This window comes from Micromonospora sp. NPDC049240 (assembly GCF_040647835.1).
Classification (GTDB): domain Bacteria; phylum Actinomycetota; class Actinomycetes; order Mycobacteriales; family Micromonosporaceae; genus Micromonospora.
Window position 1 is genome coordinate 82,337 of the sequence record NZ_JBEZCX010000005.1, and the last position, 22,038, is coordinate 104,374.

The 22,038-nt window shown below is 72.6% G+C and carries 20 protein-coding genes and 1 pseudogene; 18 read left to right on the forward strand and 3 right to left on the reverse strand.

The features are described 5' to 3' along the window. Position 1: 1 nt before the first annotated feature. The 3 genes from AB0B02_RS09255 to AB0B02_RS09265 all read left to right on the forward strand — a co-directional run bounded on the left by AB0B02_RS09255 (position 2) and on the right by AB0B02_RS09265 (position 4,218). Positions 2-1,225: a histidine kinase gene (locus tag AB0B02_RS09255; RefSeq protein WP_281934082.1), complete on the forward strand. Its 1,224-nt coding sequence runs from the start codon at positions 2-4 to the stop codon at positions 1,223-1,225. After that, the gene (locus AB0B02_RS09260; RefSeq protein WP_281934080.1) at positions 1,222-1,989 is read left to right on the forward strand and encodes a LytTR family DNA-binding domain-containing protein; all 768 of its coding nucleotides are present in this window, start codon (positions 1,222-1,224) and stop codon (positions 1,987-1,989) included. The genes AB0B02_RS09255 and AB0B02_RS09260 overlap by 4 nt, the downstream gene beginning before the upstream one ends. 147 nt (positions 1,990-2,136) lie before the next feature. Next, entirely contained in the window at positions 2,137-4,218 is a 2,082-nt protein-coding gene (locus AB0B02_RS09265; RefSeq protein ID WP_357298584.1) for a carboxypeptidase-like regulatory domain-containing protein, read from the forward strand. 82 nt (positions 4,219-4,300) lie between these two features. Here AB0B02_RS09265 and AB0B02_RS09270 read toward each other — a convergent pair whose 3' ends face one another. Further along, positions 4,301-4,852, reverse strand: a complete 552-nt coding sequence (locus tag AB0B02_RS09270) for a Uma2 family endonuclease (protein ID WP_357298588.1) — start codon at positions 4,850-4,852, stop codon at positions 4,301-4,303. 170 nt (positions 4,853-5,022) lie between these two features. Between AB0B02_RS09270 and AB0B02_RS09275 the strand changes: the two genes are divergently transcribed. The 5 genes from AB0B02_RS09275 to AB0B02_RS09295 all read left to right on the forward strand — a co-directional run bounded on the left by AB0B02_RS09275 (position 5,023) and on the right by AB0B02_RS09295 (position 10,110). After that, positions 5,023-5,460 carry a hypothetical protein gene (locus tag AB0B02_RS09275; protein WP_357298591.1) on the forward strand — a complete coding sequence of 146 codons (438 nt, stop codon included), beginning with the start codon at positions 5,023-5,025 and terminating at the stop codon, positions 5,458-5,460. Continuing rightward, positions 5,460-7,100 carry a cation acetate symporter gene (locus AB0B02_RS09280; protein ID WP_357298594.1) on the forward strand — a complete coding sequence of 547 codons (1,641 nt, stop codon included), beginning with the start codon at positions 5,460-5,462 and terminating at the stop codon, positions 7,098-7,100. Before AB0B02_RS09275 ends, AB0B02_RS09280 begins: the two co-directional genes overlap by 1 nt. Positions 7,101-7,178: 78 nt before the next feature. Then, complete coding sequence (locus AB0B02_RS09285) at positions 7,179-7,943, forward strand: ABC transporter ATP-binding protein (protein WP_107156465.1); 765 nt, start codon at positions 7,179-7,181, stop codon at positions 7,941-7,943. Next, the gene (locus AB0B02_RS09290; protein ID WP_357298597.1) at positions 7,928-9,622 is read left to right on the forward strand and encodes an ABC transporter permease; all 1,695 of its coding nucleotides are present in this window, start codon (positions 7,928-7,930) and stop codon (positions 9,620-9,622) included. Before AB0B02_RS09285 ends, AB0B02_RS09290 begins: the two co-directional genes overlap by 16 nt. Continuing rightward, positions 9,622-10,110: an SRPBCC family protein gene (locus tag AB0B02_RS09295; RefSeq protein WP_281934069.1), complete on the forward strand. Its 489-nt coding sequence runs from the start codon at positions 9,622-9,624 to the stop codon at positions 10,108-10,110. The genes AB0B02_RS09290 and AB0B02_RS09295 overlap by 1 nt, the downstream gene beginning before the upstream one ends. 150 nt (positions 10,111-10,260) lie before the next feature. Here the strand turns inward: AB0B02_RS09295 and AB0B02_RS09300 are convergent, their stop codons facing one another. Next, complete coding sequence (locus AB0B02_RS09300; RefSeq protein ID WP_357298601.1) at positions 10,261-10,518, reverse strand: hypothetical protein; 258 nt, start codon at positions 10,516-10,518, stop codon at positions 10,261-10,263. Positions 10,519-10,647: 129 nt separating this feature from the next. Here AB0B02_RS09300 and AB0B02_RS09305 point away from each other — a divergent pair. Next, positions 10,648-11,219, forward strand: a pseudogene (locus AB0B02_RS09305) (flavin reductase family protein); the annotation flags it as partial. 44 nt (positions 11,220-11,263) lie between these two features. Here the strand turns inward: AB0B02_RS09305 and AB0B02_RS09310 are convergent. Then, positions 11,264-12,247, reverse strand: a complete 984-nt coding sequence (locus tag AB0B02_RS09310; RefSeq protein ID WP_357298604.1) for a hypothetical protein — start codon at positions 12,245-12,247, stop codon at positions 11,264-11,266. 224 nt (positions 12,248-12,471) lie between these two features. On the opposite strand from AB0B02_RS09310, the gene AB0B02_RS09315 reads away from it, so the two are divergent. The 9 genes from AB0B02_RS09315 (at position 12,472) to AB0B02_RS09355 (ending at position 22,022) form a co-directional block, all read left to right on the forward strand. After that, complete coding sequence (locus AB0B02_RS09315; protein ID WP_091061706.1) at positions 12,472-12,840, forward strand: DUF485 domain-containing protein; 369 nt, start codon at positions 12,472-12,474, stop codon at positions 12,838-12,840. Further along, positions 12,818-14,491: a cation acetate symporter gene (locus AB0B02_RS09320; RefSeq protein WP_281934061.1), complete on the forward strand. Its 1,674-nt coding sequence runs from the start codon at positions 12,818-12,820 to the stop codon at positions 14,489-14,491. Before AB0B02_RS09315 ends, AB0B02_RS09320 begins: the two co-directional genes overlap by 23 nt. A 69-nt stretch (positions 14,492-14,560) precedes the next feature. Next, complete coding sequence (locus AB0B02_RS09325) at positions 14,561-15,541, forward strand: NAD-dependent epimerase/dehydratase family protein (protein ID WP_357298612.1); 981 nt, start codon at positions 14,561-14,563, stop codon at positions 15,539-15,541. Positions 15,542-15,615: 74 nt separating this feature from the next. Then, positions 15,616-16,860, forward strand: coding sequence for an LCP family protein (locus AB0B02_RS09330; protein ID WP_357298617.1), 1,245 nt, complete (start codon positions 15,616-15,618; stop codon positions 16,858-16,860). A gap of 140 nt (positions 16,861-17,000) precedes the next feature. Beyond that, the gene (locus AB0B02_RS09335; protein ID WP_281934056.1) at positions 17,001-18,221 is read left to right on the forward strand and encodes an LCP family protein; all 1,221 of its coding nucleotides are present in this window, start codon (positions 17,001-17,003) and stop codon (positions 18,219-18,221) included. Between the two features lie 184 nt (positions 18,222-18,405). Then, a complete protein-coding gene (locus AB0B02_RS09340; RefSeq protein ID WP_281934054.1) occupies positions 18,406-19,323 on the forward strand; it encodes an LCP family protein in 918 nt (305 codons plus the stop codon). Between the two features lie 28 nt (positions 19,324-19,351). Then, on the forward strand, positions 19,352-19,687 hold the full coding sequence (locus AB0B02_RS09345; RefSeq protein WP_281934052.1) for a rhodanese-like domain-containing protein: 336 nt from the start codon (positions 19,352-19,354) through the stop codon (positions 19,685-19,687). Positions 19,688-19,700: 13 nt separating this feature from the next. Continuing rightward, complete coding sequence (locus AB0B02_RS09350) at positions 19,701-20,492, forward strand: glycerophosphodiester phosphodiesterase family protein (RefSeq protein WP_281934051.1); 792 nt, start codon at positions 19,701-19,703, stop codon at positions 20,490-20,492. A gap of 75 nt (positions 20,493-20,567) precedes the next feature. Then, positions 20,568-22,022: an ATP-binding protein gene (locus AB0B02_RS09355; protein WP_281934050.1), complete on the forward strand. Its 1,455-nt coding sequence runs from the start codon at positions 20,568-20,570 to the stop codon at positions 22,020-22,022. Positions 22,023-22,038 lie beyond the last annotated feature (16 nt).

A 22,038-nucleotide genomic window follows, 5' to 3' on the forward strand; every position in this document is an offset into this window, starting at 1 on the left:
GGTGGGTGGCAACCTCTCGGCCGTCTTCGCCGTCGTCTCGCTGGTCACCGCGTTGGCCGCGGCGCTCTGGGCGGTGCTGCGGTTGCGCGCCCGGCGAGGCATCGCCACCGCGACCCAGCGGGCCACGTACGAGGTGCTGCACACCGCCGGCCTGGCCGCCGAGCCGCTGCGCGCCGGCCTGAGCGCGGCGGGCGCGGCGAAGGCCGTACGCCATCTGCGCGCCCTGGTGGGCGCCGCCGGCCTGGCGCTTACCGACCGGGACGCGTTGCTGGCCGTCGACGGGCGCGGCGCGCACCACGGCGACCAACTGGTCGCGGCGGCCCGGCGGGTGGTCGACAGCGGGCGCTCCACCGTGCTGCGCGAGTCGGAGCTGCACTGCGACCTGGTCGACTGCCCGGTACGCGGCGCGGTGGTGGCGCCGCTGAGCGCGGACGGCCGGGTGGTCGGCGCGCTGGTGGCGGTGGCCGACGAGCGGCCGGCGCCGGGCCTGGTGCAGGCCACGCTGGAGACCGCGCACTGGGCCGGCGACCAGCTAGCCCTGGCCGAGCTGGACTCGTCGCGGGAACGGCTGGCCCGGGCCGAGGTACGCGCGCTGCGCGCCCAGATCAGCCCGCACTTCATCTACAACGCGCTCACCGCGATCGGCTCGTTCGTGCGGACCGACCCGGACCGGGCCCGGGAGCTGATCCTGGAGTTCGCCGAGTTCACCAGGTACTCGTTCCGCTCGCACGGCGAGTTCACCACGCTGGCCGAGGAGCTGCGTTCGATCGATCGCTACCTGACCATCGAGCGGGCCCGGTTCGGCGAACGGCTCCAGGTGCGGCTCCAGATCGCCCCGGAGGTGCTGCCGGTGACGCTGCCGTTCCTCTGCCTCCAGCCGCTGGTCGAGAACGCGGTGCGCCACGGCTTGTCCCGCAAGCCGGGCACCGGCATGGTGAGCATCGAGGCCCGGGACGCGGGCGCCGAATGTCACATCACGGTGGAGGACGACGGAGTGGGGATGGATCCGACCACGCTGACGGCGGGCATCGCCGAGGTGTCCGGCGGCGGCAGCGACCCGGCCGACGACCCGGGGCAGCACGTCGGCCTCTCCAACGTCGACGAGCGACTGCGGTCGGCCTTCGGGGACCGCTTCGGCTTGGTCGTCGAGACCGGCCTGGGCTCGGGTACGAAGGTCAGCATGCGGGTGCCGAAGTTCCACCCCGGCGTCCGGGTCTCGTCATGACCGCGACCGGCACCGGGTTCCTCCGCGTGCTGGCCGTGGACGACGAGCCGCCGGCCCTCGACGAGCTGGCCTACCATCTGCGCACCGATCCCCGGGTGGCCCGGCTGCACACCGCCGGCGACGCCACCGAGGCGCTGCGGGTGCTCCGCGACGACGACGTGGACGTGGTGTTCCTCGACATCCGGATGCCGGGGCTGGACGGCATGGAGCTGGCCCGGGTGCTGCGCCGGTTCGCCCGGCCGCCGGCGATCGTCTTCGTCACCGCGTACGACGACGGCGCGGTGGACGCGTTCGACCTGGGCGCCACCGACTACGTACGCAAGCCGGTCCGGGCCGAGCGGCTGGCCGAGTCGTTGCGCCGGGTGATCGGCTCGCGGGTGGTGCCGTCGCATCCCGCGGCGCTGGCCCGGGCGGAGGAGGACCCGACGATTCCGGTCGAGTTGGCCGGCACCACCCGGATGCTGCCCCGCTCGGCGGTGCGCTGGGTGGAGGCGCAGGGCGACTACGCCCGGCTGCACACCGCGGAGGGGTCGCACCTGGTCCGGGTGTCGCTGGCCACGCTGGCGGAGCGCTGGGCCGACGCGGGGTTCGTCCGCGTCCACCGGTCGTACCTGGTGCAGTTGCGGCTCATCGCCGAGCTGCGCCTGGTCAACTCCGGTTACGTGGTGGTGGTCGACGGGACGGAGCTGCCGGTGAGCCGCCGGCACACCCGGGAGCTGAAGGACAAGCTGGTCCGCGCCGCCAAGCAGGACTGGAACCGCTGACTCCACAGTCGATTCCGCCGGTACGGCTGATCGACGCGTGTCGCACCGGGTACCTATCCTGGCCGGGCCGATCCCGGACGGGGCGCGGGGGGCGGTGTGGGCGGAGCCTGCGCGGGGTCGCCCCACCATCCTCATGTTGGGACGCAGATGCGTTTTTCCTTCGCACGTCGTGCCGCCACCGCGGCCGTCGTCGCCGGTTTCCTCGTCCTGCCCGGGTCAGCCCCGGCGCAGGCCGCGGAGACCAGCACGGTCAGCGGACGGCTGACCACCAGCTCCGGCGCCGGCGCGGCCGACGCCCAGGTCGAGGTGTTCGACGCCGACAGCTACGCCACGGCCGGCTGGACCACCACCGACAGCGACGGCCGCTGGTCGGTCGGCGGGCTGGACGCCGGGCGCTACCTCGTCGGCTTCCACCCGGTCGACCAGCCGGCGCAGTACTACCGGCAGCAGGCCGTGATCTGGGACGCGGACCCGGTGACGGTCGGCAGCGGCGAGACCGCCACCGCCGACGACCAGCTCCGGGCCACCGGCCTGCTCACCGGGCGGATCACCGATGCCGGTGGCGCACCCGTCGCCTGGCTCAACATCTACGCCGACCGGCCCGACAACTCCGGGAACGCCTACGGGTCGACCGACGAGGACGGGCGCTTCCGGATCGCCGCGACGCCCGGCGACTACACGCTCTCCTTCCGGCCGATCGAGGGCTCCTACCAGACCCAGTACGTCCCCGGGAAGCTCGACGAGGTCGACGCCGGCCGCTACCGGGTGACCGCCGACCAGGAGACCGTGGTCAACGAGACGGTGCTGCCCACCGGCAGCCTCACCGGCACGTTCACCACCGCGACCGGCGCGCCGCTCGCCTCCGCCCGGGTCGCGGTCAACACCGCCAACATGTACGGCGGGGTCGACGCCGAGACCGCCGCCGACGGCACCTTCACCGTCCCGGCGCTGCTGGCCGGCTCCTACAAGGTGCGTTTCGAGACCGACGACCGGACGCAGTACTACCGGGGCAAGCTCGACTACACCGACGCGAACCTCGTGGTGGTACGCGGCGGCCAGCGGACCCGGATCGCCGACGCGCTGCTCGGCACCGGCTCCGTGCGGGTCCGCGCCGTCGACTCGGTCACCGGCGCCCCGGTGACCGACTTCTGCGTCGAGTCGGCGGAGACGTGCAGCCGGGGCACCGGGTCCGTCACCCTCACCGGCCTGCCGCAGGGCCGGCACGAGATCTACGTCTACACGGCGGACCGCCTGCACTTCGACCGCCGCCTCACCGTGCGGGTGGTGGCCGGCCAGACCACCGAGGTCGCCCCGAAGCTGCGCCCGGGCGCGCTCATCACCAGCACCGTCGTCGACCGGGCCACCGGGCGGCCGGTGGCCGACGTCTGCCTCGACGCGTTCCTGCCCAAGCAGGCCGGGCTGGTGGACGGGCACGGGAACTGCAGCGACCAGGCCGGACGGATCCGGGTGGGTCCGCTGGCCGGTGGCACCTACCGGCTCTTCGCCGACCCGGGCGACGCCCCCTACGGTCGGCAGTGGGTCGGCGCCGACGGCGGCACCGGTGACGAGCGGCAGGCCGCCACCGTCACCGCGACGGTCGGCACGGTGACCGCCGGGCCGCAGGTCCGGCTCGACCCGGCCGGCCGGATCACCGGCACGGTCACCGACGCGGCCACCGGCAAGCCGGCGAACTCGGTCGACGTCTCGGTGCTGACCGGTCACCCCGGCGTCGGCGTCAACGACGCCAGCACCGACGAGCAGGGCCGCTACACGCTCGACCGGCTCGGCCCGTACGCCTGGCCGGTGGTGTTCAGCGGCCACCCGTACGCCGTCCACTGGTCCGGTGACGCGGCCAGCCGCTACACCGCCACGCCGGTGCCGGTGACCGCCGGAGGCACCGCGACCCTCGACACCGCCATGCGGGCGGGCAGCACGGTGACCGGCACGTTCACCAACCAGGACGGCGCGGCGTTCACCAGCGGCTGGGTGGTCGCCCGCAGCGCCGACACCGGTGACGTCGCCGGCTCCGGCTGGATGTCCGACGGCCGCTACACGCTCCAGGTCACCGGCCGGCAGCGCGTCTACGTCACCTATGACGTGTCGTTCGCCGGCCAGGACTACTCCGGCCGCTACCTGGTGACGGGGCCGGACGGCACCCGCAAGCTCGGCTTGTTCGTGGTGCCGGCGACCGGCTCGCTCGCCCTGGACCTGGTGGTTCCGACCGCCTGACCCGACAGGAGGGAGGGGCCGGTCCCGTCGGGACCGGCCCCTCCCGTCGGAACCGGGCTGGGAGGAAGGACCGGGGTTCTGGTCAGAACAGCTCGGAGACCGGCAGGACCAGCGGGAACGGGTGGTCGGCGCGGTAGACGTCGGCGGCGGCGAGGACGGCTGACTCGCGGTAGCCGTTGCCGAACTGCTCCAGCACGGTCACCGTCTGCTTCCGCGGCTCCACGAGCCAGTAGTGGGGAATGCCGGCCAGACCGTACTCGTGCCGCTTGAGCACCAGGTCACGGCCCGCGTTGCCCGGCGAGACGACCTCGACCACGAGCAGCACGTCGGCCGGGGCGAGTGCGGGGCCACCCCGATCGAGGGCCTCCTCGTGGGCGACGAACACGTCGGGCACGAAGTAGGAGGACCGGTTGGCGCTGACCCCCACGTCCTGCCCGACGAGCAGGCCGGTTGGCGCCTGCCGGTCGAGGAGCCGGCGGAGGCGGTTGGCGATCGCTCCGTGGCGGACGTCCGCGTGTGGGGACACGAGCAGGCTCCCGTCGAAGATCTCGTAGTCCTGGCCGTCCTCGGGGAGGTCCTGGAGGTCGTCCACCGTCCAGGCGTCGCCGCTGCCGGGCCGTGCCGGGCTGGTCACTGTCACACCTCCTCTCTACCGGCTCACCCTGACATCCCGCTCGGTCGTCCACAACGACTCGGCGCTCATCCACCGGGTTGTCCACAGGTGTGCGGTGTTATCCACAGGTTGTGCACAGGGCCGTCCACGCGGCGCTTGACATTCGCGCTGAGCGGGCGAGACTGCCGGGGATGACCGCAGCCGACGACCAGCAGCCGGCGGGGCAGCCCGTCGCGGCGGCCCCGGTCCCCGGCCCGCGCGCGCCGCAGCGGACCCGGGTCGTGCTGGCCGAGGTGTCCCGGACCGGCAGCCGCGCCGACCGCACCCGCTCCGAGCTGACCCAGCAGACCCGGGTCGGCGAGACCCTGGTGCAGGGCCTGATGCGCGCCCAGCTCTCGCTGGCGCTGCGGCTCAGCCTGCTGGTGGTGATCGGGCTGGGCGGCCTGCCGTGGCTGTTCGCCATCGCGCCGTCGGTCGGGCGGGTCACCGTGCTCGGCGTGAACCTGCCGTGGGTGCTGCTCGGGGTGGCCGCGTTCCCGTTCCTGATCGTGGTCGGCTGGGCGTACGTGCGGCTGGCGGAACGCAACGAGCAGGACTTCGTCGACCTGGTCCAGCGGCCGGAGCGCTGATGGCCAACGGGTACGTGGTCCCCGCGATCGTGGCGGTCACCCTGGTCACCGTCGGTATCGGCTTCTACGGCCTGCGGCTGGCCCGCACCACATCCGACTTCCTGGTGGCGTCCCGGGCGGTCAGCCCGACCTGGAACGCCGCCGCGATCGGCGGGGAGTACCTGTCGGCGGCCAGCTTCCTGGGCGTGGCCGGGCTGATCCTCAAGTACGGCGTGGACGTGCTCTGGTACCCGGTCGGTTTCGCCGCCGGCTACCTGGCGTTGCTGCTGTTCGTGGCCGCCCCGCTGCGCCGCTCCGGCGCGTTCACGCTGCCGGACTTCTGCGAGGTGCGGCTCGGGTCGCGTCGGCTCCGCACGATCGCCACCGTCTTCGTGATCTTCATCGGTTGGCTCTACCTGGTCCCGCAGTTGCAGGGCGCCGGGCTGACGTTGGCCACGCTGACCGGTTCGCCGTACCCGGTCGGGGCGCTGCTGGTGGCCGTGGTGGTGACCGCGAACGTCGCGCTGGGCGGCATGCGGGCGATCACGTTCGTGCAGGCCTTTCAATACTGGCTCAAGTTGACCGCGCTCGCCGTACCGGCGATCTTCCTCGCGTTGCAGTGGCAGGCCGACGCCCGCCCGGCGGTGACGCCACCCGACGGGCCGGCGTTCCGGACCGCGACCACCGTGGTGGTCGAGCACCGGGCGACGCTCACCCTGCCCGACGGCGACGTGCGGGAGGTACGCCCCGGCGACCGTCTCGACTTCGCCGCCGGTGACCCGGTGCCGGAGGTGTCCGGCGCGGCGATCGCCGCCACCGACTGGCTGCTGCCGGACACCGCCGGCGACGACGACCGCAGCCTGTTCGCGACGTACTCGCTGATCCTGGCCACGTTCCTGGGCACCATGGGGCTGCCGCACGTGCTGGTGCGCTTCTACACCAACCCGGACGGCGCCGCCGCCCGGCGCACCACACTCGTGGTGCTGGCCCTGGTCGGCGTCTTCTACCTGCTGCCCACGATCTACGGCGTGCTGGGCCGGATCTACACGCCACAACTGCTGGTCAGCGGCCAGACCGACGCGGTGGTGGTGCTGCTGCCCGGCGCGGCGCTCGGCGACGGCGTCACCGGTCGGCTGCTCGCCGCGCTGGTCGCCGCCGGCGCGTTCGCGGCGTTCCTCTCCACCTCGTCCGGGCTGCTCACCAGCGTGGCCGGGGTGATCTCCACGGACGTGCTGGGCCGCGGCTCGGTACGCGGTTTCCGGCTCGCCACGGTGATCGCCGGCGCGGTGCCGGCGGTGCTCGCGTTGAACGTCTCCGGGCTGGACGTCTCGCAGGTGGTGGGGCTGGCGTTCGCGGTCGCCGCGTCGAGCTTCTGCCCGCTGTTGGTGCTCGGCATCTGGTGGCGCGGCCTGACCGACCTGGGCGCCGCCGCCGGGGTGCTGGTGGGCGGCGGCGCGGCGATCGGCGCGGTGCTGGTCACCGTGCTGGGCCCGCCGCTGACCGGCTGGCCGGCGACGCTCACCACCCAGCCGGCGGCGTGGACGGTGCCGTTGGCGTTCACGGTGATGGTGGTGGTCTCCATGGCCAGCCGGCGACGCCTGCCCCGCGACGTCGGCACCACCATGCTCCGCCTGCACACGCCGGAGTCGCTGCGCCTGTAGGCGCGTACCTCTCAGGTATGACGGAAGATCGTCCTTCGGCCCGAGCGGGCGCTGGCCGGGGCGGGCTACCGTCGGACCATGACCGATCAGCACCCGGCCCTGCACCTCCGTGGCCTGGCCAAGCGCTTCGACACGAAGGTCGCGGTGGCCGGAGTCGACCTGGCCGTGCCGACCGGCTCGTTCTACGGCCTGCTCGGCCCGAACGGGGCCGGCAAGACCACCACCCTCTCCATGGCCGTCGGCCTGCTGCGGCCCGACGCCGGCGAGGCCCGCGTCCTCGGGTACGACGTCTGGGCCGACCCGGTCCGCGCGAAGAGCCTGCTCGGCGTGATGCCGGACGGCGTACGCCTCTTCGACCGGCTGAGCGGGGCGGAGCTGCTGGCGTACCACGGTCTGCTGCGCGGCATGGACCCGGCGGTGGTCGACCAGCGGGCGGCGGAGCTGCTCGACGTGCTGGCGCTCGGCGACGCCGGCCGCACGCTGGTGGTCGACTACTCGGCCGGCATGAAGAAGAAGATCGGCCTGGCCTGCGCGCTGCTGCACGGCCCGCGCCTGCTGGTCCTCGACGAGCCGTTCGAGGCGGTCGACCCGGTCTCGGCGGCGCTGATCCGGGACATCCTGCACCGGTACGTGACCGGTGGCGGCACGGTGGTCTTCTCCAGCCACGTGATGGAGGTGGTCGAGCGGCTCTGCTCGCACGTGGCGATCCTGGCCGACGGCACGATCAAGCGGGTCGGCACGCTGACCGAGGTGCGCGGCGACCGGTCGCTGGAGGACGTCTTCGTCGAGGTCGTCGGCGGCCGGACCGCGACCGGCGAGGAGCTGTCGTGGCTGTCCCGGTGACCGCCGTCGAGCCCCCGGCGCGGGCCGTCTCGCCCCGGCACTTCGTCCGGCTGAAGCTGCGGGTGCTCGGCAACAACTTCCGCGGCCAGGCGTGGCGGATCGCGCTGTTCGTGCTGGGTGTGCTGTTCGCGCTCTGGTTCGCCGCGACCGGGTTCTTCCTGCTGGCCGCGCCCGGCCTGGCCGACGAACCCCGGTACGCGTTGCTGGCCGCCGCGTTCGGCGGCGGCGTGCTGACGCTCGGCTGGCTGCTGCTGCCGCTGGTCTTCTTCGGCGTGGACGAGACGCTGGACCCGGCCCGGTTCGCGCTGCTGCCGCTCTCCCGCCGGACCCTGGTCACCGGCCTGCTCGCCGCCGCGCTGGTCAGCGTGCCGGCGCTGGCCACCCTGATCACGGTGGCCGGGCTGGTGATCACCGCGGGCGCGCTGGGCGGCTGGTCGGCCGCGCTGGTGGAGGCCGTCGGCGTGGTCGCCGGGCTGCTGGTCTGCGTCGCCGGGGCCCGTGCGGTGACCAGCGCGTTCGCCACCATGCTGCGGTCCCGCCGGGTCCGTGACCTGGCCGCCGTGCTGCTCGCGGTGCTGGCCGCGCTGCTCGGGCCGTTGCAGTTGCTGGTGCTCGCCGCGGTGCGCAGCGCCGACTGGGACCGGCTGACCGGGGTGGCCCGGGTGGTCGGCTGGACGCCGTTCGGCGCGCCCTGGACGGCCGGCATCGACGTGGCCGAGGGTCGGGCCGGGGCGGCCGTGGTGAAACTGCTGATCACCGCCGCGACGGTCGGCGTACTCCTGCTCTGGTGGTCGCGGTCGTTGGAGTCGGCGATGGTCGGCGCGGCGAGCGCCGGGCCGGCGCGGGCCCCGCGCGGCGTGGTCGGCGGCGCGGTCGCGCAGATCTTCCCGCGCGCGGTCGGCTGGGCCCGGCGGGACCGGTTCGGCGCGCTGGTGGCCCGGGAGTGCCGCTACTGGTGGCGGGACGCCCGACGACGGGCCAACCTGATCACGGTCGCCGTGGTGGGCGTGTTCGTGCCGGTGATGGTCAACCTGGGTGGCTCGTCGCTCGCGGTCGAGGGCGGGGCCGCGTTCGGCGAGGCCAGCGCCAACTCCTCCCCGGTGCTGGTCAGCATCTCCATGGTCTTCGTCGGGGTGCTCGCCTCGGTGACGCTGGCCAACCAGTTCGGTTTCGACGGCAGCGCGTACGCGGCGAACGTGGTCGCCGGCGTGCCGGGGCGGGTGGAGCTGCGCGCCCGGATGACGGCGTTCTCGCTCTACGTGGTGCCGATCCTGCTGGTGGTCGCGGTGGTGCTGGGCGTCGTGCTCGGGCGGCCGGAATGGCTCGGGGTGATGGCCGGCGGGTTGTTCGCCGCGTACGGCTGCGGGCTGGCGATCAACGGGTTCATCTCGGTGCTCGGCGCGTACTCGCTGCCGGAGACCAGCAACCCGTTCGCCATGAACACCGGCGCGGGCATCGCGAAGAGCCTGTTCACGCTGCTGTCCATGGTGTCCTCGGCGGCGGCGGCGATCCCGTTCGTGGTGGCCGCCGGGCTGCTCGGCGACGTCTGGCTCTGGCTGGCGCTGCCGGCCGGCCTGGCGTACGGGGCGGGCGCGGCGCTGCTCGGCGCGTACCTGGCCGGGGACGCGTTGGACCGTCGGCAGCCGGAGCTGCTGGCCTCGGTCACGCCGAGGCGCTGATGCCGGTCGTCGAGGCGGTCGTCACCGTGCCGGTCCCGCCGGAGCTGGCGTTCGCGGTCTCCCAGACCGTCGCCCCGGTGCGTTACCGGTGGGACCCGTTCGTCCGCGAGCAGCACTTCGTCGACGGCGCGACCCGCCCCGGCCGGGGCGTGCGCACATTCACCCGCTCCCGGCACGGGTTCACCATGGTCAGCGAGTACGTCTCCTGGGCGCCGCCGACCAACGTGGGCATGAAAATGGTCCGTGGCCCGTGGTTCTTCGAACGCTTCGGCGGCGGCTGGCGCTTCGCGCCCGGGCCGGAGCCGGGCACCACGGTCGCTACCTGGCGGTACAACTTCCGGTGTCGGCCGGCGTTCCTGCGCCCGGTGGCCGAGCGGCTCGGCGGGTGGCTGCTCGGCCGGGACATCCGCCGCCGGATCGCCGGGTACGCGGCCGGCTGCGCCGACCCCGAGGTGCTGGCCGCCGCCCGCCGCACGCTGCCGTCCTAGCTCGGCGCTCGGCGCTCGGCGCTCGGCGCTCGGCGCTCGGCGGCAATCTACTTTTTCGCACTATGACCGTGAGTCATAATTATGACTCAGAGTTATGACGAAAAAATCCGGTGCATTGTTCCGGCCGTGGACCGTCGCCGAAAGGAGGCGCTACACGGTGCGGCGCATCGCGGCGTAGACGTGGTGACCGTCGCCGACGCTGAGCACGTTGACCAACTCCCAGCCGTAGTTCGACAGGTGCTCGACCGCCTCCATCAGCGGCGGGAAGCCGCTGCTGCCCCACTTGTGCCGGGCGATGACCATCAGGTGCCGGTGCGGGTAGGCGCGCAGGTCGACCTGACCGCCGAGGATGGCCTCGGCGGTGATGACGCGGTCCTGGGCGAGCTTCTGCGGGGGTACGAGAGCCATGCCCCGGAGGGTAGGCGGCTCAGTCGAGCGGCGCCCGGTGGAGGTGGGCGAGCAGGGACCGCCAGGCGTCCGGCGGGCTCCTCGCCCGAGGCGAACGAGCAGCTCAGCGACGCCACGGACCGGTACGGGCGCTTCCTCGGCTGGGCGCGGGCCCGGGCGGCACAATGTTTCACGTGAATCATGAGCAGCCGGGTGCCGAGATCCACCACACCGACCCGTTCGCCGTGCCGGCCGGGCAGCGCTCGCCGGTACGCCGGCTGCGTGGCCGGCTGGCCGCCCCGGTGACGCTCTGGACCGCGCCCGGCCCGGCCGGGCTCACCGTCTCCTCCACGCTGGTCGCGGAAGGGGAACCGGACCGGCTGCTCGGCCTGGTCGACGCGGAGTCGGAGCTGTGGGCGGCGGTCGAGGACACCGGACGGTTCGCGGTGGCGCCGCTGGGCCCGCGCCACCGGCAGCTCGCGGACCGCTTCGCCGGGCTCTTCCCGTCGCCCGGCGGGCTGTTCGCGCTGGACGCCTGGACCGAGACGCCGTACGGGCCGGTGCCGGCGGACGCCGGTGGCTGGGCCGGCTGCCGGCTCGACGCGGCCCGCGAGTACGGCTGGGGTCTGCTGGTCGAGGCCACCATCGAGGCGGTCGACCTCCCCGGCGAGAGTGCTCCCCTGCTGCACTACCGGGGCCGCTACCGGGAGCTGACCGACTAGGTCGGGAACCTCCGGCACGAGCGGCCCGGAGGTTCCCGACCGGGCTACTTGGCGAGCCCGCCGCCGCGCTGCTGGCCGTTGGACGGGCCGGACGCGCCACCGCTCGGCGGACGGACGCTCGGGGGACCGGCCCGGCCCGCGTCACCGGTGGAGGTCATCCGGGCGATCGCGGCCCTGTCCCCGTTCTGGACCTGCGCGATCCGTTCCGTCGGGCTCTCGCTGCCCCGCAGGTAGGCACGCTGGACGTCCTGGTTCGTGTACCCACCGTCGCGTACCGCGTCGCGGACGGTCCGGGTCTCCTCCCGATAGGTGAAGCCGCGCTCTCCCGGCGGGCCCGCCGTCCGGAAGTCCAGCCCGGTCGCGGACTGCGTCATGTATTCCGTCATCCCTTCCACGGTGGAGTCGGTGAGACGACTGCCCGGCGCCTGGAGGCTGGGGTGCTCGATGCGGTGGAAGTTCTCGTGGGCCTGTGCGAACACGGTGTGGTTGTTCGGGTTGAGGTAGGTGTCGCGTTCCCCGACCGGCCCCCGGGTGGTGATGCCCTCCACGTGCGCGGCCCGCCCGAACGCCTGCCCGGGCGCGCCGGCGTCGTTGGCCGCCACCTGCGACACGAACTCGCTGTAGCCGGGGTGGTGCACCCGGCTGTCGTCCGCCAGCACCGACCGGTGCTCGTCGGTGTACATGTCGCTGCCGGTCAGATAGTTGCCGACGATGTTCCGGGCGCGGTCGTTGTTCTGCTCCGGGGTGGGGCGCACCACCTGATCCGGTTCCGGGGAGGGGGTCGACTCGGTCGGCTGCCGGCCGACGTACCTGACCTCGCCGGTCGCCGCGTTGCTGATCTGGATGTCCGTGCGCTCGGGGTGATTCGCCCGGACCGCCTCCTCGATCCGCGCGCGCCAGGCGTCGTCCACCGCGAACGGCACCAGCACGGTCGTCCGGCTGGCGTTCTGGCCACTGTGCACGTAGTCGACCTGGATGCTGCTGTCGTCGCCATAGGGCAGGTAGAGGTGCCCTCTCGTCGCTGGCATGGCACTCCTTCCGAAGGTGCCCCCCACGACGGGCCGGATTCCGTCCGGGTTCACGGTCGACCCGGATCCGACCGGTTAGCGGAGTGATCTGGGTCACTGGGCGCAGCGGGGGCGCCGTTCGGCGCAGCCGTCGCCCGGGGCCAGGCTGAGCCTTTCGCGCCGGGAGGCGCGCTCTCTAGCGTGCCCGGAAAATCCCCCACGCCTGCGAAGGTGGTGATCCACAGATGTCCACGGACACACCCGCGTCCGCACCCTCCGAGTCGACGGCGGAACGGTACCTAGCCGTCCAACGGTCGGACGAGTTCGCCGGGTTGCGGCGCGCGCTGCGCGGCTTCGTCTTCCCGATGACCGTCGCGTTCTTCCTGTGGTACGCGCTCTACGTCATCCTCTCCGCGTACGCGCGGGGATTCATGGGCACGAAGCTGGTCGGCAACATCAACGTCGCCCTGGTCTTCGGCCTGCTCCAGTTCGTCTCCACGTTCGTCATCGCCTGGCTCTACTCGCGGTTCGCCAACCGGCGGATCGACCCGGTCGCCGACCGGATCCGCGCCGAGATGGGGGAGGTGAACCATGAACACGGTCCTCGCGGCTGAGGCGGGCAGCACCACCGCCCGGAACCTCACCATCACGCTGTTCCTGATCTTCGTGGCGATCACGTTGGCGATCACGGTGTGGGCCAGCCGGCAGACCAAGACCGCCACCGACTTCTACGCCGGCGGGCGCTCCTTCTCCGGCTTCCAGAACGGCATGGCGATCGGCGGCGACTACATGTCCGCCGCGTCCTTCCTGGGCATCGCCGGCATCATCGCGCTCTACGGTTACGACGGTTTCCTGTACTCGATCGGCTTCCTGGTCGCCTGGCTGGTGGCGCTGCTGCTCGTCGCCGAACTGCTGCGCAACTCCGGCCGGTACACGATGGCGGACGTGCTGGCGTTCCGGATGCGGCAACGGCCGGTCCGGACCGCGGCGGCGGTCTCCACCATCACCGTCTCGATCTTCTATCTGCTGGCCCAGATGGTCGGCGCGGGCGCGCTGGTGGCGCTGTTGCTCGGCATCAAGCCGGGCACCACGTTCCTCGGCATGGACGCGGACACCGCCAAGGTGGCCACCATCGTGCTGGTCGGCGCGCTGATGATCATCTACGTCACGGTCGGCGGCATGAAGGGCACCACGTACGTCCAGATCGTCAAGGCGTTCCTGCTGATGACCGGCGCGCTGGTGATGACGCTGCTGGTGCTCGCGAAGTACAAGTTCAACCTGTCCTCGCTGCTGGGTGACGCGGCCGACGCCTCCGGCAAGGGCGCGGCGTTCCTGGAACCCGGGCTGCGGTACGGCGTGGAGACGCCCGGCGACGCGCTGAAGACGTTCTACAGCAAGATGGACCTGCTCTCGCTGGGCATCGCGCTGGTGCTCGGCACGGCCGGCCTGCCGCACATCCTGATCCGTTTCTACACCGTGCCGACCGCGCGGGCGGCCCGCAAGAGCGTGCTCTGGGCGATCGGCATCATCGGCGCGTTCTACCTGCTCACCCTGGCGCTCGGCTTCGGTGCGGCGGCGATCGTCGGCGGGCAGGCGATCACCGCGCAGGACAAGGCCGGAAACACCGCAGCACCGCAGCTCGCCGAGGCGCTCGGCGCGGACTTCTTCGGCGGGAACCTGGGCGGCGCGACACTACTGGCGATCATCGCGGCGGTCGCGTTCGCCACGATCCTCGCGGTGGTGGCCGGGCTGACGCTGGCGTCGTCGTCCAGCCTGGCGCACGACTTCTACGCCAACGTCATCAAGAGGGGGCAGACGTCGGAGCGGCAGGAGGTGAACGTCGCCCGGATCTCCGCGCTGGTGATCGGCGCGGTCTCGATCGTACTGTCGATCTTCGCGCAGAACCTCAACGTGGCGTTCCTGGTCGCGTTGGCGTTCGCGGTGGCCGCCTCCGGCAACCTGCCGGCGATCCTCTACAGCCTGTTCTGGAAGCGGTTCAACACCTCGGGCGCGGTGTGGTCGATCTACGGCGGCCTGCTCGCCGCCGTGCTGCTGGTCTTCTTCTCCCCGGTCGTCTCCGGCGCGCCGACGGCGATGTTCCCCGACCACGACTGGCACTGGTTCCCGCTGTCGAACCCGGGCATCCTCTCCATCCCGTTCGGCTTCCTGTGCGGCTGGCTCGGCACGGTCCTGTCCAAGGAGCGCGACGACGACAAGTACGCGGAGCTGGAGGTGCGCTCGCTCACCGGCGCGGGCGCGCACTGACCGACACGGTGCGAGGCGGGGTCCCGGCCACGGGCGGGGGCCCCGCCTCACGTGTATAGGGTGGCGGGCATGAAGGTTGCCCCGCGGTTTGGTGCCGGACACCGCATTCTCGTCACCGGCGGCGCCGGCTTCGTCCCGTCCCACCTGGTCGACCGGCTCGTCGAGCGCGGTTGCACGGTGGTGGTGCTGGACAACTTCGTCACCGGCTCCAAGGACAACGTGTCCCACCTGCTGGAGAAGCCGACGTTCACGCTTGTCGAGGCGGACATCTCCGACGGCCTGCCGACCGACCACCCGGCGATGACCGAGCGGTTCGACGCGATCCTGCACATGGCGTCCCCGGCCAGCCCGACCGACTTCGAGAAGCTCCCGGTGGAGATCCTCCGGGTGGGCTCGGTCGCCACGCTGGCGCTGCTGGAGCGCGCCACCGCCGACGGCGCGCGGTTCCTGATGGCCTCCACCTCCGAGGCGTACGGGGACCCGAAGGAGCACCCGCAGCGCGAGACGTACTGGGGCAACGTCAACCCGATCGGCATCCGGAGCGTCTACGACGAGGCGAAGCGCTTCTCCGAGGCGGCCACCATGGCGTACCACCGCAGCCGGGGCACGGACACCGCGATCGTCCGGATCTTCAACACGTACGGCCCGCGGATGCGGCCGGACGACGGCCGGGCCATCCCGACGTTCATCTCCCAGGCGCTGCGCGGCGAGCCGATCACGGTGCACGGAACCGGCAACCAGACGCGCTCGATCTGTTACGTCGACGATCTGGTGCGGGGCATCCTGCTGCTGCTCGACTCGACGCAGACCGGCCCGATCAACTGCGGCACCGAGCACGAGATGTCGATGCGACAACTGGCTGAGACGATCGTGTCACTCACCGGCAGCACCTCCGAGGTGAGCTACATCACGCGCGCCTCGGACGACCCGGAGATGCGCCGCCCGGACCTGACGCTCGCCCGTGAGCTGCTCGGATACGAGCCGAGCGTGACGCCCGAAGACGGCCTCGGACGCACCATCGCGTACTTCCGCGAGCGGCTAGGGTACTGAGCCCGGCTGTCAGCCGGCTGAGCGCCGCGCGCGCCTGAGGGCGGTGGTGGAACGGCCGACCTACCCTCGGTTACATGTCAGCGACCTCGTCTGCCGGCGCACCTCTTCCCCGCCCCCTGAACCGGGGTGCGGGCCGCGCCTCGGTCCCCGGCTCCGGCCGGGACGCCACCGCGCGCGCCCGCGCCACGGAAACCCGCTGGTACCCCTCACACGACGAGGCGCCCCGCTCGGGCGGCCCGGCTGGTCCGGGTGGGCCGGGCGGGCCCGGTGGCACGGGCGGCGGCGGCTTCGGTGGGCCGGGGCGTCGGCCCCGCCCGCGCTGGGGGCGCATCGGCCTGGTGGCCGGCGTCGCGGTGCTGGTGCTGGCGCTGCTCGGCGGGATCGGGGCCTGGTTCTACGCCCACAACCTCGACGACGACCTGGCCCGCACCGATCCGTTCTCGGAGATCACCGGCGGCCGGCCGGCCAAGAAGGTCGACGGCGCGTTCAACATCCTGCTGGTGGGCAGCGACTCGCGGGACCCGGACGCCCCGGTCGACGGCGCCGGCAAGTGGCGGGCGGACACCGTGATCGTCATGCACATCCCGGCCGACCACAAGCGCGCCTACCTGGTCTCCGTCCCGCGTGACCTGTACGTGCCGATCCCGGAGAACGCCGGCGCGTCCTGCGACTCCGGCTCGCGCAACAAGATCAACGCGGCGTTCGCGTTCGGCGGCCTGCCGCTCGCGGTGAAGACCGTGGAGTGCTTCACCGACGTACGCATCGACCACGTCATGGCCATCGACTTCGCCGGGTTCAAGGACGTCACCGACGCGCTGGGCGGTGTCGACCTGAAGGTGGAGCGCACCGTCACCTCGATCCACAAGCCGTACCGGACGTTCACCAAGGGCGTGAACCACATGAACGGCGCCGAGGCGCTGGACTGGGTGCGGCAGCGCAAGCAGTTCCCGGACGGCGACTTCGCCCGGATGCGCCACCAGCAGGAGTTCCTGAAGGCGCTGATGGACAAGGCGGCGAGCACCGGCACGCTCACCAACCCGAAGAAGCTGAACGACTTCCTCAAGTCGGTCACCGCCGCCGTCACGGTCGACCAGGGATTCTCGTTGACCGACATGGCGGTGCAGTTCCGCAGCCTGCGGGGCGAGAACCTGACGTTCGTCACCAGCCCGAACCTGGGGGGCCAGACCGTCGACGGCCAGTCGGTGGTGGTCTCCGACCGGGAGAAGGCGCTGGCGATGTACCAGGCCATCGCCGGGGACAAGATGGCCGACTGGGTCGCGGCCAACCAGAAGAATTCGGGCGACAGCGCCGGCGGCTGACCGGGCGCGCAGCCTCGCCCGTTCGGCCACATCTCGGCACCATCGGCCGGGATTGACGGGAATACCCGCCTCAGGAGGTCGCGAGAACGGGAACGGATACGTAAAGTGGTCCCGCCCCCGATCACCGAGCTGGAGCACGCATGTCGGTCCAGACCAGTCGTCGCCCGCAGTCACCGGCACCCGGATCATCCGGGCGGGTTCCCCCGGTCATCCCCACGCAGCCCGGTCCCGGCGGCCGTGGTCCCGGCGGCGGTGGCGGGAAGAAGAAGCGCACCAAGCGCAAGGACCCGCTCTGGGCGAAGCTCACCCTGGTGCTCGGCGCGGTGCTGATGGTGACCAGCGGCGTCGCGATCGTCGGCAGCAAGGCCGTGATCGGTCAGGCCACCAACAACATCGCCCAGCGCAACCTGCTCGGCGAGGCGGGCAAGAGCGAGGCCGAGGGCGGCAACAGCCTGGACGGCCCGATCGACATGCTGCTGCTCGGCGTGGACGCCCGGGCCCGCTGGGCCGCCGACGACGTCCGGTCGGACACGATCATCGTGCTGCACATCCCGGCCAGCCACGACCAGGCCTACCTGATCTCGATCCCCCGGGACACCGAGGCCCGCATCCCGGCGTTCAAGGACAGTGGCTACAAGGGCGGCACCGACAAGATCAACGCTGCGTTCTTCCACGGCGCGCAGAACGGCGGCGGCTGGGAGGGCGGCGCCCAGTTGATGGCCAAGACGATCAAGGGGATGACCGGCATCAGCTTCGACGGTGCCGCGATCATCAACTTCGGCGGCTTCAAGAACGTCATCGACGCGCTCGGCACGGTGCGGATCTGCGTCAGCCACGAGGTCCCGTCGCACCACATGTCGATGGTCGAGGGCAAGCCGATGTGGAACGCGGACGCGAAGAAGACCGGCAAGCCCTACAAGCCGGTGGTGCACAAGAAGGGCTGCAAGGAGATGGAGGGCTGGGAGGCGCTCGACTACTCCCGCCAGCGTTACGGCCTGCCCAACAGCGACTACGACCGGCAGCAGAACCAGCAGCAGCTCATCAAGGCGATGGCCAAGAAGGCCACCGACGGCGGCATGCTGACCAACCCGATCAAGCTGAACTCGCTGATGAAGGCCGCCGGGAAGGCGTTCGTGCTGGACACCGGCGGCGTGCCGATCGCCGACTTCATCTTCACACTCAAGAACCTCAGCGGGAACGACCTGGTCACGCTGCGCACCAACGGCGGGACGTTCGCCGGCAACAGCAACGGCCGGGAGACGTTCAACGAGACGACCATGGACATGTTCCAGGCGGTCAAGAACGACAAGCTGGCCGACTTCATCGTGGCCAACCCGACCGTCCTCTCCACCCGGAAGTGACGAAAGCCGGCACCGGCCGGCCCGTCCCCCCGTAGCCTGACCTGAGCGGGTCTCAGGTCGGCGCCACGGGGGGATCGTCACGTCCAGACCAGCACGGAACCGACGCGGGCGGCCACGACCGGCCCGCTGGCCCCGGTTCCTGCTCGGCGGCGGCCTCGCCCTGGTCCTGCTCGCCACGCTCGGCGTGGCCGGGCTGCACTGGCTCACCCACCGGTACGACCGCACGGTGGCCAAGGAGCAACTGCTCGACCCGGCCGCCCGGAAGAAGCGGACGGACCTGGGCGGCGCCCTCAACTACCTGCTGATCGGCTCCGACCACCGGCCCGGCGCGGACGCCGCCGACCAGCGCTCGGACACCATCCTGATCGTGCACGTGCCGGCCGGCATGCGGCAGGCGTACCTGATCTCCGTCCCGCGCGACCTGCTGGTCGCCGTCCCGGCGGCGCCCGGCTGGCCCGGCGGCCAGGACAAGGTCAACGCCGCGTACGAGCACGGCGGCGGGGGCTCCGGTGGCGCGCGGCTGCTCAGCGCCACCCTGACCCGACTCACCGGCGTCCGCTTCGACGGCGCCGCGCTCGTCGACTTCTCCGGCTTCACCCGGGTCATCGACCAGCTCGGCGGCATCCGCATGTGCGTGGACACGCCGGTCCGGTCGATCCACACCGGCACCCGGTTCGAACCCGGCTGCCAACAGATGGACGGGGCCCGGACGCTCGACTACGTGCGGCAGCGCTACGACCTGCCGAACGGCGACTACGACCGGCAGCGGCACCAGCAGCAGATGCTGCGGGCGGTGCTCGACCGGGCCGGCGAGACGCACCTGCGTGGCGACCCGGTGAAGCTGGACCGGGTGCTGCGCGCGGTCGGCGGGGCGCTGACCGTCGACACCAACGGCGTACCCCTGGACGAACTGGTGTTCGCGCTCCGCGCGCTGCCGGCGGACGCGCTGCGCGGCGTCCGGCTGCCCTCCCACCCGCAGACCATCGACCAGGTGTCGTACGTGGTGCTGGACCCCGACGGCGGTGATCTGTTCACCGCGTTGCAGGACACCCGCGTGCCGGAGTGGGCCGGCGCCAACCCGCGCTGGGTCAACCGGCTCTGAACGCCGCCGGGCGACTAGGCTCTGATCCGTGTTCGGAGCCCAACTTCCCAGCGTGCCCGCGTCGGCCGTGCCCGACGACGTCTACCTGCTCGACGTCCGGGAGGACGACGAGTGGGCCGCCGGCCACGCGCCGGCCGCCCACCACCTGCCGATGACCGAGCTGCCGGCCCGGCTCGCCGAGATCCCCGACGACCGCGAGGTGGCGGTGATCTGCCGGTCCGGCGGCCGCTCCGGGCAGGTCGTCGGCTACCTGCTGCGTAACGGGTGGGACCAGGTCCGCAACGTCGAGGGCGGGATGGGCGACTGGGCCGCCGCCGGCCGTCCCGTGGTCACCGACGACGGGCAGCCGGGTCGGGTCGTCTGAGGCACGTCCGGCCATGACCGACCCGCTGGTCTTCGCCCACCGCGGCTCCTCGTACGACCTGCCGGAGCACACGCTCGCCGCCTACCTGCGCGCGCTGGACGAGGGCGCGGACGGGCTGGAGTGCGACGTCCGGCTGACCCGCGACGGGCACCTGGTCTGCGTGCACGACCGTCGACTCGACCGGACCAGCAACGGTCACGGCCTGGTCAGCGCGCGTACGCTCGCCGAACTGGAGGCGCTCGACTTCGGCTCCTGGCACCCCGCCGCGGCGGAGGCGGTCGCGGCGGCCCGGCTCGACGAGTCGCACATCCGGCTGCTCACGCTGGAACGGCTCCTCGACGCGGTGCTGGCCGCCGGACGGCCGGTCCGGCTGCTGATCGAGACGAAGCACCCCTCGCGCTACCGGGGCGACGTCGAGCGCCGGCTGGTCGAGCTACTGCGCCGGCACGGCCTGGCCGAGCCCGGCCCGGACGATCCGGTCCAGGTGACAGTGATGTCCTTCTCGCCGCTGGCCGTACGCCGGATCCGTGAGCTGGCGCCGGCGCTGCCCACCGTGCTGCTGCTGGAGGTGCTGCCGCGCTGGCTGCGGCTGGGCCGGCTGCCCTTCGGCAGTCGCATCGCCGGCCCGGGGGTGGAGCTGGTCCGGGCCCGCCCGCAGCTCGTCCCGGCGCTGCGGGCCGCCGGCAACGCGGTCTACGTCTGGACCGTGAACGAACCGGAGGACCTGGAACTCGTGCTGGCCGCCGGGGTGGACGGCGTGATCACCGACCGGCCGGCCCGCGCGTTGGCCCGGTTGGGCCGGTGAGCCCCGTCGATCCGCCCGGGCCGGTCGCCCGGTGAGGGGGTGTCCCCGGCGCGGCCGGCGCGGCACACTCGGGGCATGCCGGAGCGAACCGACTACCCCACCCTCATCGCCGGCCACACGAGCGCGATCCACATGATCAATTCTGGCGAGTCCGGCCTCTCCGTGCTCACCCGCCTGCTCCGGGAGGTCGAACCAGCGCTCGGCGCGGCGGGCCTGGTCTTCGTGGAGTTCACCCCGGCCGGCGGGCGGGTGATCGCGGCGACCGGCAGCGCCGAGTTCGTCATCGGCCGCCCGCTGCCGGCCACCGACCCGGCCACCGTCTGCCTGCTGGCCGGCCCGCCGATCCGGGAGGTCCGGGTCGACGCGATCCCGGGCGCGCTCGCCGACGAGGTGGTCGGCCGAGGGCTGCACCGGATGATCGTGGCCCGCGCCGAGATCGCCGGGCTGACCGTCGGCAGCCTGCACGCCCTCTACCGGACCGGCGAGCCGCTGGACGCCTCGCAGCGCGCCGTCGTCGGGTACGTCGCCGCCTGCATCGCGCACATGTACGGCGACCAGACCGGCCTGCCGGTGCACGGCGACGGCCCGGTCGTGGCGGCGCTCGCCGACGGCCTGGCCGTGGTCGACCGCGACCAGCGGGTCCGGCTCTGGAACCCGGCCGCCGCCCAGGTGACCGGCCGGTCGGCGGACGAGGCGCTGAGCCGGCCGCTGCCGTTCCCGCTGCCCCCGCCCGGGCAGGTGCTGGACCATCGGCTGCCGGACGGCCGCTGGCTGCGGATCACCTCCGGTGAGCTGCCCGGCCCCACCGCGCTGCGGGTGGTCACCTTCCGGGACATCACCGACCAGCAGCGGCGCGACCACGACCGGGACCTCTTCGTGGCGGTGACCAGCCACGAACTGCGCACCCCGGTGACCGTGATCAAGGGGTACGCGGACACGCTCACCGACCACTGGGAGTCGCTCACCGACACCGACCGGAGGCAGGCCGCCCGGGTCATCGGCCAGCGCGCCAACGAGCTGGCCCGGCTGGTCGACCGACTGCTCACCGCCGCCACCGAGAACCGCCCCGGTGGCGAACCGGCCGCCCCGTTCGACCTGGTCGACGCGCTGCGGGCGGCGGTCGTCGACCTGCCCGCCGACCTGCGCCACCGGATCGTGCTCGACCTGCCCGCCGACCTGCCCAAGGCGCTCGGCGACCGGCACAGCCTGACCACCGTCCTCACCGAGCTGGGCACCAACGCGGGGAAGTACTCACTGCCGGACACGCCGATCGAGATCGGCGCCGACGCGAACGAGCGGACGGTCTCGTTCCGGGTCGCCGACCGGGGCATCGGCATCCGGCCGGAGCACGTGGAACGGGCCTTCGACCGGTTCTGGCAGGGCGAGTCCGGTGACCGCCGGCGCTACCCCGGCGCGGGCCTGGGCCTCTATCTCGTCCGGCAGATCGTGGAACAGCAGAACGGCTGGGTGTCCCTCCGACCGAGGGCCGGCGGAGGTACGGTCGCGGAGGTGCGGCTGCCCCGGGGCTGATCCGGGGCGTCCCCGG

Coding starts and splice junctions, on each gene's coding strand:
- AB0B02_RS09260 (WP_281934080.1), top strand. CDS start 1,222: ATGACCGCGACCGGCACCGGGTTCCTCCGCGTGCTGGCCGTGGACGAC.
- AB0B02_RS09265 (WP_357298584.1), top strand. CDS start 2,137: ATGCGTTTTTCCTTCGCACGTCGTGCCGCCACCGCGGCCGTCGTCGCC.
- AB0B02_RS09275 (WP_357298591.1), top strand. CDS start 5,023: ATGACCGCAGCCGACGACCAGCAGCCGGCGGGGCAGCCCGTCGCGGCG.
- AB0B02_RS09280 (WP_357298594.1), top strand. CDS start 5,460: ATGGCCAACGGGTACGTGGTCCCCGCGATCGTGGCGGTCACCCTGGTC.
- AB0B02_RS09285 (WP_107156465.1), top strand. CDS start 7,179: ATGACCGATCAGCACCCGGCCCTGCACCTCCGTGGCCTGGCCAAGCGC.
- AB0B02_RS09295 (WP_281934069.1), top strand. CDS start 9,622: ATGCCGGTCGTCGAGGCGGTCGTCACCGTGCCGGTCCCGCCGGAGCTG.
- AB0B02_RS09300 (WP_357298601.1), bottom strand. CDS start 10,518: ATGGCTCTCGTACCCCCGCAGAAGCTCGCCCAGGACCGCGTCATCACC.
- AB0B02_RS09310 (WP_357298604.1), bottom strand. CDS start 12,247: ATGCCAGCGACGAGAGGGCACCTCTACCTGCCCTATGGCGACGACAGC.
- AB0B02_RS09315 (WP_091061706.1), top strand. CDS start 12,472: ATGTCCACGGACACACCCGCGTCCGCACCCTCCGAGTCGACGGCGGAA.
- AB0B02_RS09320 (WP_281934061.1), top strand. CDS start 12,818: ATGAACACGGTCCTCGCGGCTGAGGCGGGCAGCACCACCGCCCGGAAC.
- AB0B02_RS09325 (WP_357298612.1), top strand. CDS start 14,561: ATGAAGGTTGCCCCGCGGTTTGGTGCCGGACACCGCATTCTCGTCACC.
- AB0B02_RS09330 (WP_357298617.1), top strand. CDS start 15,616: ATGTCAGCGACCTCGTCTGCCGGCGCACCTCTTCCCCGCCCCCTGAAC.
- AB0B02_RS09335 (WP_281934056.1), top strand. CDS start 17,001: ATGTCGGTCCAGACCAGTCGTCGCCCGCAGTCACCGGCACCCGGATCA.
- AB0B02_RS09350 (WP_281934051.1), top strand. CDS start 19,701: ATGACCGACCCGCTGGTCTTCGCCCACCGCGGCTCCTCGTACGACCTG.
- AB0B02_RS09355 (WP_281934050.1), top strand. CDS start 20,568: ATGCCGGAGCGAACCGACTACCCCACCCTCATCGCCGGCCACACGAGC.